Origin of the sequence: Devosia sp., assembly GCF_028290645.1 — a bacterium.
Lineage (GTDB): Bacteria > Pseudomonadota > Alphaproteobacteria > Rhizobiales > Devosiaceae > Devosia_A.
The window spans coordinates 1-9,553 of sequence record NZ_JAQGJL010000027.1; the positions used below are offsets into that span (position 1 = coordinate 1).

Below are 9,553 nucleotides of genomic sequence, written 5' to 3' on the forward strand. Positions count from 1 at the left end.
CCGTAGACCGCTCCAGAATCGAAACTCAAGGCGTGCGTAGGTTCCGGAGAACTCGAGTTCATCTTCAATCGTGTCGAGGATTGAATAGCGATCGTCTCCCTCGCCCGTCTGAATGACGATGACGAGGCGGTCGTTGAGGAGATCGTCGGCAAGTGCGAGCGCGACCTGCTCGGGTGAACGTCCCTTGGGCTCAAGCATGTCCGAGTGGACATGCCACTGCGACTCTTCGAAGCCCAACGCCAGGCGGCCGTCCTCGTATCGCTCGATCCGGAAATGCAGTGCACCGTCCAGGCTGACATGCCGAGCTACCAGCTCCGCCTCAGTCATCAATCCGTCGCGCCCGAGATCGGCGGTACATAAGCCACGTCCAGGTCCCACGGGAAAAATATCCACGTGTCCTGGCTGACCTCGGTGATGAACGTGTCGACCATCTCCCGCCCCTTGGGCTTGGCGTAGACGGTGGCGAAGTGGGCGCCCGGGAGCATGTCGCGCACCACGCGCGCCGTGGCGCCGGTATCCACCAGGTCGTCGACGATCAGGATCTTGCCGCCATTGCGCGCCTTCTCCAGCAGCTCGGGGGCGATCGGCTTCATCACCTTAATGCCGCTCTGATTCTGGTGGTCGTAGCTCTTTACCGCGACGCTCTCGACCACCCGGATGTTGAGCTCGCGTGCGACGATCGCCGCCGGCACCAGTCCGCCGCGGGTGATGGCCACCAGCGCATCGAACGGACCCAGCGCCTGCAGCCGCCAGGCCAGAGCCCGGCTGTCGCGGTGGAACTGGTCCCAGGTCACCGGGAAGGATTTCTGCGTCGACTGGTTCACTTCATTCTCCTGTGCGACTGAGGCCGCCTCGATCCCGATCGCGCCCAAGCGGCGCGGAAAACTCAATAGACGTCGACATCCGTCGGCAGCCCGGCCGCCCGATGCGCCTCGGCCACCATCTCGCGCACCCGGCCGGCCGCCTCGGCGAGCCGGGCCTCGTCGGTCGCGCGCAGCACCAGCTCGGTCATGACGACCGATTGCCCCATCTGCGGGTAGCTGCCCATCTTCACGTCCGGGAACTCTTCCTGCAGCCGCCCGAACGGCCCGCCGATGGTCCCCTCGCCCACCCCGCACCGGATGGTCACCGACTTGACCTTTCGCCCTCCGGTCAGCGTCGGCGCGATCGCCTCCAGCATCGCCAGCATGATCTTGGGCACCCCGGCCATCACATGCACGTTGCCGATCCGGAACCCCGGTGCCGCGCTCACCGAATTGACGATCAGCGAGGCGCCCTCGGGGATCCGCGCCATGCGCAGCCGGGCCTCGTTGACCTCGATGCCGCTCTGCTTCCAGCGCGCCTCGAGCATCGCCCGCGCCTCGTCGTTGATCGGCAGCTTGACGCCGAACGCCTTGGCGATTGCGTCGGCGGTGATGTCATCATGCGTCGGCCCGATGCCGCCGGTGGTGAAGACGTAGGTGTAGCGCGCCCGCACCGCATTCACCGCGGCAATGATCTCGTCCTCGACATCGGAGACCACCCGCACTTCGCGCAGCTCGATCCCGAGCTCGGTGCAGAAATCTGCCGTGGCGCCGATATTCACGTCCTTGGTCCGGCCGGACAGGATTTCATCGCCGATGACGACGAGGGCGGCGGTGACGGTGTCAGGCGATGGCATGGATGCCCCGGCATTTGCGAGGCACAATGCATTGCCTCACCTCGGCCCGAAACGTCAAGCAATCCGGGAGGGCCGACGCGTCGATTGCCACAGCCTTGCCAAATGGAATCGCCCAAGCCAACGCACTTCCATTCAGCTGCCTGAACGCCTATTTTCCTCTCCGGAACGGAGTATCCGATGATCACCTATGTCGACGCCGAGACCAAGAGCCGCCGCACGTCCGGGGTGATCCCCCTACATGGCGAAGCCGGGTTTGCCGGCATGCGCAAGGCCGGCCGGCTGACCGCCGAGGCGCTCGACCTGCTCGTCGCTGCGGTGCAGCCGGGCGTCAGCACGGCGGCGCTCGACCGGCTTGCATACGAGTTTGCGCAGGATCACGGCGCCATCCCGGCGACCCTGTTCTACAAGGGGTACCGCCACTCGATCTGCACCTCGATCAACCACGTCGTCTGCCACGGCATCCCCGAGGAGCGGCCGCTGCGCGAGGGCGACGTCGTCAATATCGACCTGACGCTGATCGTCGACGGCTGGTACGGGGACAGCTCCCGCATGTACCCGGTCGGCGAAATCAGCCGCAAGGCCGAGCGCCTGATCGACGTCACCTACCAGAGCCTCGAGGCCGGTATCGCCGCCGCCCGCCCCGGCCGGACCACCGGTGACATCGGCGCCGCCATCCAGGCGCTTGCCGAAGCCGAGCGCACCAGCGTGGTGCGCGATTTCGTCGGCCACGGCGTCGGCCAGCTGTTCCACGACGAGCCCAACATCATGCATTTCGGCGTCTCCGGCACCGGCGTGCCGCTGAAGCCGGGGATGATCTTCACCATCGAACCGATGATCAACCTCGGCCGCCCGCATGTGAAAATCCTTGCCGACGGCTGGACCGCCGTAACCCGCGACCGGACGCTCTCGGCCCAGGCCGAGCACTCGATCGGCATCACCGAGACCGGCGTCGAGATCTTCACGCTCTCGCCGCGCGGCCTGTTCAACCCCCTCGATGCCCGCCGCTAGCCGATGAGCCAGGGGGAGAAGCCATCGCCGGAGGGACTCGGCGAGGCCGCCGCTCCCCATTATCTCGGCCATCGCGAACGTGCTCGGCAGAAGTTCCTCGCGGTCGGCGCCGATGCGCTCGCCGACTACGAGCTGCTCGAGCTGGTGCTGCAGATCATCATCCCGCGCAAGGACACCAAGCCCATTGCCAAGGAGCTGATCCACAAGTTCGGCTCCTTCTCCGGCGTCTTCGGCGCCCCGCCGGCGCGCCTGGCCGAGGTGAAGGGGCTGGGCGAGGTTTCGACCACCAATCTCAAGATCATCCAGGCGGCGGCCCAGCGCTTCGCCAAGGACCGCATGACGCCCGACCTGCCGATCCTCGGCTCATGGACGGCGCTGATCGACTATTGCCACGCCCAGATGGCGTTCAACAATGTCGAACAGTTCCGCATCCTGTTCCTCGACAAGAAGAACCGCCTGATCGCCGACGAAGTGCAGCAGACCGGCACCGTCGACCACACCCCGGTCTACCCACGCGAAGTGATCAAGCGCACGCTGGAGCTGAGCGCGACGGCGCTGATCCTTGTCCATAATCATCCATCGGGTGACCCGTCCCCGTCTTCCGCCGACGTGCAAATGACCCGGCAGATCAATGACGTGGCCCGGCCGCTTGGAATCACGGTGCACGACCACATCATCATCGGGAAGAGCGGGCATGCGTCGATGAAGGGGCTGAAGCTGATCTAAGACCGTCAGGCCGGTGGCCGTGGACCCCCACCGCCGGTTCAGTCTTCCGCCGGCGCTGCGCTCTTCGCCTTCAGCATACTTCCCCGCACCGCCTTCACCGCCGCCATCACCGTCTTGTTCGCCTTGATCCGCTGCCGCAGCACCTGCCAGCCAAGGTGGCCCTTGGCGGCGACCATGCCCAGCGCCGTCAGCGGCACGTAGTGCTGCCGCACCGGGAGCTTCACGTTGCACCAGTGGCGCTTTTCGTCGGTGAAGCCGGCGCCCATGTCGAAGACCCGATAGCCGGCGTCGAACACGGTCTGCATCACCCGGAGCAGGCACTGCTTTCCGGGCGAGCCGGTCTGGATTGCCGGGTCGTCGCTCATCGAGCTGATGAGGCAGAACTGGCGATCGCCATAGGCGATGTTGTAGCGGATGGCCACGATCTCGCCGTCGAGCCGCAGGACGTGCAGCCGGACGTCGACCCGGGAGTCAGGGGCAAGGGTCGCGTCATAGAACGCCCGCACGCCGGGCTCGGTGAAGGGATCGACTACTCCCATTTCGACAAAGCGCGCAGCCCGCTGGCGGAACATGGTGTCGAGGATCGGCAGGGCCTGGGGACCGCCTCGAACCTCCTCGAAGCCCACCTCGCCCAGCGCCTCCAGCCGCTCCCCCTGCTGGCGATCGTGCTTCCTTCGCGATTTCGAACGCTGCGTGGTGTTGGCCTCATCCCAGCTGGCGAACTGGGCGCGATAGAGCGTCTCGGCTTCGATCGACTCCCCAAGCTCGGCGAAGACATCGACGCCGTCGACGAGCAGCTGCGGCACCGCCTTGAGATAGACCAGGTCCGCCCCCTCGAGCGCCTCTAGCATCACAGACCACAGCGCCGCTCGCTCGACCGGGCCGAGCCGCGCCAGCCTCGCCGCGTCGACCAGCGGGGCGTTGCATCCGACGTGCGGCCCGGGGAACCACGACAGCAGCCGGGCTCCCTTGACGCGGTGCCGCCACAGCGGCAGCAGCGCTACGGCTTCGCCATCCAGTTCGGCGGTCAGGTAGAACTGATCGGCCTCGGCGATGCCGAGCGCTGCGACCCCGGACAGGATGAACGCAGAGCTTTGCCCCGGCGACTCGATCTGGCCGGCTTCGAGGGCCGCCCAGACCGGCGCCACCTCGTCGAGCCGATGCGAGAGCTTCGCTGTCACCACCCCCGTCGAGCGAGGAGGGCGGATAGGCACGACATGTTCGGCATGGGCTTCAACGGCCATCGACGCGTCCTCGTCCAAGGTGCGGCGACTATCGCGGCAGGCGGTGAATCGGCCGTTGACTTCGGCGTGAACCGGCGGAATTCGGCAGCGAGGGTTAAGCCCCGCTTACCCGAACTGCTGCAGAATCGGGAAGGTTTCGAGGAACCAGTAGGAAATGCGGGTGAACTGCCCGGTGAGGAACAGCAGCCCGGTGATCACCAGCAGCCCGCCCATCACCTTCTCGACTGTCCCCAGGTGCTTCTTGAAGCTCGAAAAGAAAGTGAGGAACGGCCCGATCGCGATGCCGGCCAGCAGGAACGGCACCCCGAGCCCGAGCGAATAGAGCCCCAGCAGCGCCGCCCCGTCGAGCGCCGTCTCCTTGCTCGAGGCCACCGCGAGGATAGCCGCCAGCACCGGCCCGATGCACGGCGTCCAGCCGATGGCGAAAGCCAGCCCGAGCAGGAACCCGCCAAATGGCCCGCTCGCGACGCCCGGCCCGTTATGCCGCAGCTGCCGGTCGAGGAAGCCGATGCGATAGACGCCGAGGAAGTGCAGCCCCATCGCAATGATGAACAGCCCGGCCAGCGGCGTCAGCACCGGCAGCGCCTGCCGGAACGCCTGTCCGAACGCCGTGGCGGTGACCCCGAACAGGATGAAGACGATCGAAAACCCGGCGATGAAGAACAGCGAGGTGAACACGCTCTTTCGCCAGATCACCCCGGCGGTAGCGCCATCGTCGCGCAACTGGTCGAAGCTCGCCCCGCTCATGTAGGTGAGGTACGGCGGCACCAGCGGCAGCACACACGGGCTGAGGAAGCTCAGCACCCCTGCCCCGAACACCAGCCAGAACGAAAACCCGTCCATTGCGCCTCCGAATATCGCCGGCAGTCATAACGGGTTGCCGGCGTAAGGCAATGCGACGGGGGGACGCTCGCCCGGTTGTGAAGGGGACAGCAGTCCGAGCCGGAACGTGCTGCCCCCACCCCTAAGAATGGGGAGGGAGACGCAAGCTGAAGCTGCGCGGCCGGGGCCTCCCTCCCCCTGTTGAGGGGGAGGGGTCAGGGGTAAGGGTCGGCACGCACAAGACTTGTGGCGAGCATCCGGTAAGGCTAAGCACCCCGTGTATGCCGTGTCTGTCGGTCGCGACGCGTCAAAATCCGACAAAACCAGCGAGTTGCCATGAACCGCCCCATCCGCATCGCGCCCTCCATCCTCTCCGCCGATTTCACCCGACTCGGCGACGAGATTCGCGCCATCGATGCGGACGGCGCCGACTACATCCATGTCGACGTGATGGACGGCCATTTCGTCCCCAACATCACCATCGGCCCGCTGATCGTCTCCGCCATCCGCCCGCTGACCCGCAAGCTCATCGACGTCCACCTGATGATCGCCCCGGTCGATCCGTTCCTGAGCGCCTTCGCCAAAGCCGGCGCCGACTCGATCACAGTGCACGCCGAGGCCGGGCCACACCTCCACCGCTCGCTCCAGGCCATCCGCGCCGAGGGCAAGCGCGCCGGCGTCGCGATCAATCCGGCCACCCCTGTCTCCGCCATCGAGCATGTCATCGACGATGTCGACCTGATCCTCGTGATGAGCGTCAACCCCGGATTCGGTGGGCAGAAGTTCATAGCCCAAAGCTATGCCAAGTTGCGCCAGGCGCGGGCTTTGATTGGCGGAAGGCCAATTGACCTCGAGGTCGACGGCGGCGTGTCCGTGGACAATGCCAGGGCCCTGGCCGAAGCCGGCGCCGACCTCTTTGTCGCTGGCACATCAGTGTTTTCCGGCAACGACCCAACGAGCTATGCCGGCCGCATCGCGGCCATCCGCAACGCCGCGACGGCGGTTACCGCGTAACGCAACGGTTACGCGAACAAAGAGCTGCAAGCCTATGATCCCGCGCTATTCCCGCCCCGAGATGGTCGCCATCTGGTCGCCCGAAACCCGGTTCAGAATCTGGTTCGAGATCGAAGCCCACGCCACCACCAAGCTGGCGGAACTCGGGGTCGTTCCCAGGCAAGCTGCCGAGATCATCTGGCAGAAGGGCGGCGAAGCCAGCTTCGACATTGATCGCATTGATGAAATCGAGCGCACCACCAAGCACGACCTCATCGCCTTCCTCACCCACGTCGCCGAGATCGTCGGCCCCGAGGCCCGCTTCCTGCACCAGGGCATGACCTCGTCCGACGTGCTCGACACCTGCCTCGCAGTCCAGCTTTCCCGGGCCTCCGACATTCTCCTCGCCGACATTGACCGGGTGCTCACGGCGATCAAGAAGCGGGCCAAGGAGCACAAGTACTCGATCACCATCGGCCGCAGCCACGCCATCCACGCCGAGCCCACCACCTTCGGCATCAAGCTCGCCGAGGCCTATGCCGAATTCTCCCGCAACCGGGCCCGGCTCCTCGCAGCGCGCGAGGAGATCGCCACTTGCGCCATCTCCGGCGCGATCGGTACCTTCGCCAATATCGATCCGCAAGTCGAAGCCTATGTCGCCGAAAAGCTGGGGCTGAAACCCGAGCCGATCTCGACCCAGGTGATCCCGCGCGACCGGCACGCGATGTTCTTCGCCACGCTCGGCGTCATCGCCTCCTCGATCGAGCGCGTCGCCACCGAGATCCGCCATCTGCAGCGCACCGAGGTTCTGGAGGTCGAAGAGTACTTCTCGCCCGGCCAGAAGGGCTCGTCGGCGATGCCGCACAAGCGTAACCCGGTGCTGAGCGAAAACCTCACCGGCCTCGCCCGGCTGGTCCGCGGCATGGTCGTCCCGGCGCTGGAGAACGTGGTGCTCTGGCATGAGCGCGACATCTCGCACTCCTCGGTCGAGCGGATGATTGGCCCTGATGCCACCGTGACGCTGGACTTCGCCCTCAACCGGCTGACCGGGTTGATCGAGAACCTGCTGGTTTATCCCGAGAACATGAAGCGCAACCTCGACCTGCTCGGCGGGCTGCACAATTCGCAGCGCGTGCTACTGGCCCTCACCCAGGCCGGGATGAGCCGCGAGGACTCCTATGCGGCCGTGCAGCGCAACGCCATGCAGGTCTGGCAGGCCCGCGGCGATCGCACCGGCCTCTTCGCCCAGCTGTTGAAGGCCGATCCCGAGGTCTCCGCCCAGCTTTCGGCCTCGGACATCGACGCCATGTTCGATGATTTTTACCACCTGAAGCACGTCGACGCCCTGTTCGAGCGGGTGTTCGGACCGGAGGTCTGACGCGGTGAGGATAGCGGACGTCGATATCCTGATCCTGCCCGGACTCGGCAATTCCGGACCGGGTCACTGGCAGCGCCGCTGGGCCGAGCGCTTCTCGACCGGACGCATCGTCGAGCAGGACGAGTGGGACGACCCGGACGTCCGGGACTGGACCGCGGCGATCGTCGAGGCAGTGGAAGCCGCCAGGCGCCCGGTGGTGCTGGTGGCGCACTCGCTCGCCGTCTCGGCGCTGGTGCATGCCGCACCGCGCTTCCCCGCCGGCAAGGTGAAAGGCGCTTTCCTCGTGTCGCCCCCGGACCACGAACGCCGGAGCTTTCCCAAGGAGGGCCGCAGCTTCGACAACGTGCCGCGCGATCCCCTGCCCTTCCCTTCGCTGCTGGTCGTCTCGAGCAACGACCCCTACATCACCGCCGATCGCGCCGCCGACCTCGCCAGCGCCTGGGGCTCGGAACTGCACTTCGCAGGCGAAGCCGGCCACATCAACGTCGACTCCGGCCACGGCCCGTGGCCGGAGGGGCTGCTGATGTTCACTCGGCTGATGCAGAGGATCTAGTGGGGCGCTTAGCCCTCGTTGAGCACCTGCTCGCGGGCCACGCCGACCAGTTCGGCCATCTTCTGGCGAATCATGTCGTCCGACACCGAGGCGCCCTTGGCCTTGAGGTCGCCGGAGATCTTGCGGAACACGTCCTCGTCGCCGGCTTCCTCGAAGTCGGATGCTACGACCTCGGCGGCATACTGCTTGGCGTGCTCTTCGCTCAGCCCCATGTGCTCGGCGGCCCACAGCCCGAGCAGCCTGTTGCGGCGCGCTTCGGCCTTGAAGCGGAGTTCCGAGTCGTGGGCGAATTTCGCTTCCTGACCCTTTTCGCGATCGCTGAATCCCGACATCTAAGCTCTCCGCATTTCGGCCCGCATCCGGGCGCCCTCGATTGGTTCGGACATAAGCTGGACGGCCGTTCAAATCAACGGGTGGCCGTCGCGGCTTTTGCTCAAGGACGGAAACGGGGCTACCCTGGATTGGATGCGGAGGACGGCGTCTTCTTGCTGGCGCAGGTCTCCGCAAAAGGGTTGCGCAGCCCTTGGCGACCCGGTGAAATAGCTTGCATTGCCGGGCCATTGTGGCGCATGAACGCCGCAATTCCCCACATTGTCCAAGAGGCAGGGCTCCTATGAACCGTCGCCGGAAAATTTATGACGGCAAGGCCAAGACTCTCTATGAAGGTCCGGAGCCCGGGACGCTGATCCAGTACTTCAAGGACGACGCTACCGCCGGCAACGGCGCCAGGCACGAGATCATCGACGGCAAGGGCGTCCTCAACAACCGCATCTCCGAGTACATCTTCTCCAAGCTGAACAGCCTCGGCATCCCGACCCACTTCATCCGCCGCCTCAACATGCGCGAGCAGCTGATCAAGGAAGTCGAGATCATTCCGCTGGAGGTGGTGGTGCGCAACGTCGCGGCCGGTTCGCTCACCAAGCGCCTCGGCCTCGAGCCGGGCACGCAGCTGCCGCGCTCGATCATCGAGTTCTACTACAAGGACGACGCGCTCAACGACCCGATGGTGTCCGAAGAGCACATCACGGCCTTCGGCTGGGCGACGCCGCAGGAACTCGACGACATCATGGCGCTCGCCATTCGCGTCAACGACTTCCTCACCGGACTGTTCATGGGCGTCGGCATCCAGCTCGTCGACTTCAAGATCGAGTGCGGCCGGCTCTATGACG

At 65.7% G+C, this 9,553-nt stretch carries 12 protein-coding genes; 6 read left to right on the plus strand and 6 right to left on the minus strand.

Annotated elements, in window-relative coordinates; genetic code table 11:
- The 3 genes from JWQ89_RS01720 to JWQ89_RS01730 form a co-directional block, all read right to left on the minus strand.
- Positions 1-327 (minus strand): hypothetical protein (locus JWQ89_RS01720; protein WP_299637868.1); only part of this gene is annotated, 327 nt, incomplete at its 3' end.
- A complete protein-coding gene (gpt, locus tag JWQ89_RS01725) occupies positions 327-824 on the minus strand; it encodes a xanthine phosphoribosyltransferase (protein ID WP_299637869.1) in 498 nt (165 codons plus the stop codon). The genes JWQ89_RS01720 and gpt, both read right to left, overlap by 1 nt.
- Positions 825-886: 62 nt before the next feature.
- Complete coding sequence (locus JWQ89_RS01730) at positions 887-1,660, minus strand: molybdopterin-binding protein (protein WP_299637871.1); 774 nt, start codon at positions 1,658-1,660, stop codon at positions 887-889.
- Positions 1,661-1,837: 177 nt separating this feature from the next.
- Between JWQ89_RS01730 and map the strand changes: the two genes are divergently transcribed.
- Positions 1,838-2,668 carry a type I methionyl aminopeptidase gene (map, locus tag JWQ89_RS01735; RefSeq protein ID WP_299637873.1) on the plus strand — a complete coding sequence of 277 codons (831 nt, stop codon included), beginning with the start codon at positions 1,838-1,840 and terminating at the stop codon, positions 2,666-2,668.
- A 3-nt stretch (positions 2,669-2,671) separates the two neighbouring features.
- Positions 2,672-3,394 (plus strand): DNA repair protein RadC, encoded by a 723-nt coding sequence (radC, locus tag JWQ89_RS01740; RefSeq protein WP_299637874.1) that lies wholly within the window; start codon positions 2,672-2,674, stop codon positions 3,392-3,394.
- A gap of 38 nt (positions 3,395-3,432) precedes the next feature.
- Here radC and JWQ89_RS01745 read toward each other — a convergent pair whose 3' ends face one another.
- Together JWQ89_RS01745 and JWQ89_RS01750 are read right to left on the minus strand one after the other, a co-directional pair.
- Entirely contained in the window at positions 3,433-4,638 is a 1,206-nt protein-coding gene (locus tag JWQ89_RS01745; RefSeq protein WP_299637876.1) for a GNAT family N-acetyltransferase, read from the minus strand.
- Between the two features lie 105 nt (positions 4,639-4,743).
- Positions 4,744-5,481 carry a cytochrome c biogenesis protein CcdA gene (locus JWQ89_RS01750; protein ID WP_299637878.1) on the minus strand — a complete coding sequence of 246 codons (738 nt, stop codon included), beginning with the start codon at positions 5,479-5,481 and terminating at the stop codon, positions 4,744-4,746.
- 315 nt (positions 5,482-5,796) lie between these two features.
- On the opposite strand from JWQ89_RS01750, the gene rpe reads away from it, so the two are divergent.
- Genes rpe through JWQ89_RS01765 form a run of 3 tightly spaced genes read left to right on the plus strand, consistent with a single transcriptional unit; the run spans position 5,797 to position 8,384 of the window.
- Positions 5,797-6,474, plus strand: a complete 678-nt coding sequence (gene rpe, locus JWQ89_RS01755) for a ribulose-phosphate 3-epimerase (RefSeq protein ID WP_299637880.1) — start codon at positions 5,797-5,799, stop codon at positions 6,472-6,474.
- 34 nt (positions 6,475-6,508) lie between these two features.
- Positions 6,509-7,831: an adenylosuccinate lyase gene (gene purB / locus JWQ89_RS01760; protein ID WP_299637882.1), complete on the plus strand. Its 1,323-nt coding sequence runs from the start codon at positions 6,509-6,511 to the stop codon at positions 7,829-7,831.
- Positions 7,832-7,835: 4 nt separating this feature from the next.
- Positions 7,836-8,384: an alpha/beta hydrolase gene (locus JWQ89_RS01765; RefSeq protein WP_299637883.1), complete on the plus strand. Its 549-nt coding sequence runs from the start codon at positions 7,836-7,838 to the stop codon at positions 8,382-8,384.
- Positions 8,385-8,392: 8 nt separating this feature from the next.
- On the opposite strand, the gene JWQ89_RS01770 is transcribed toward JWQ89_RS01765, so the two are convergent.
- Positions 8,393-8,716, minus strand: a complete 324-nt coding sequence (locus JWQ89_RS01770; RefSeq protein ID WP_299637885.1) for a DUF1476 domain-containing protein — start codon at positions 8,714-8,716, stop codon at positions 8,393-8,395.
- Between the two features lie 281 nt (positions 8,717-8,997).
- Between JWQ89_RS01770 and JWQ89_RS01775 the strand changes: the two genes are divergently transcribed.
- A partial coding sequence (locus tag JWQ89_RS01775) for a phosphoribosylaminoimidazolesuccinocarboxamide synthase (protein WP_299637886.1) occupies positions 8,998-9,553 on the plus strand: 556 nt, incomplete at its 3' end.

Coding starts and splice junctions, on each gene's coding strand:
- JWQ89_RS01730 (WP_299637871.1), bottom strand. CDS start 1,660: ATGCCATCGCCTGACACCGTCACCGCCGCCCTCGTCGTCATCGGCGAT.
- map (WP_299637873.1), top strand. CDS start 1,838: ATGATCACCTATGTCGACGCCGAGACCAAGAGCCGCCGCACGTCCGGG.
- radC (WP_299637874.1), top strand. CDS start 2,672: ATGAGCCAGGGGGAGAAGCCATCGCCGGAGGGACTCGGCGAGGCCGCC.
- JWQ89_RS01745 (WP_299637876.1), bottom strand. CDS start 4,638: ATGGCCGTTGAAGCCCATGCCGAACATGTCGTGCCTATCCGCCCTCCT.
- JWQ89_RS01750 (WP_299637878.1), bottom strand. CDS start 5,481: ATGGACGGGTTTTCGTTCTGGCTGGTGTTCGGGGCAGGGGTGCTGAGC.
- rpe (WP_299637880.1), top strand. CDS start 5,797: ATGAACCGCCCCATCCGCATCGCGCCCTCCATCCTCTCCGCCGATTTC.
- purB (WP_299637882.1), top strand. CDS start 6,509: ATGATCCCGCGCTATTCCCGCCCCGAGATGGTCGCCATCTGGTCGCCC.
- JWQ89_RS01770 (WP_299637885.1), bottom strand. CDS start 8,716: ATGTCGGGATTCAGCGATCGCGAAAAGGGTCAGGAAGCGAAATTCGCC.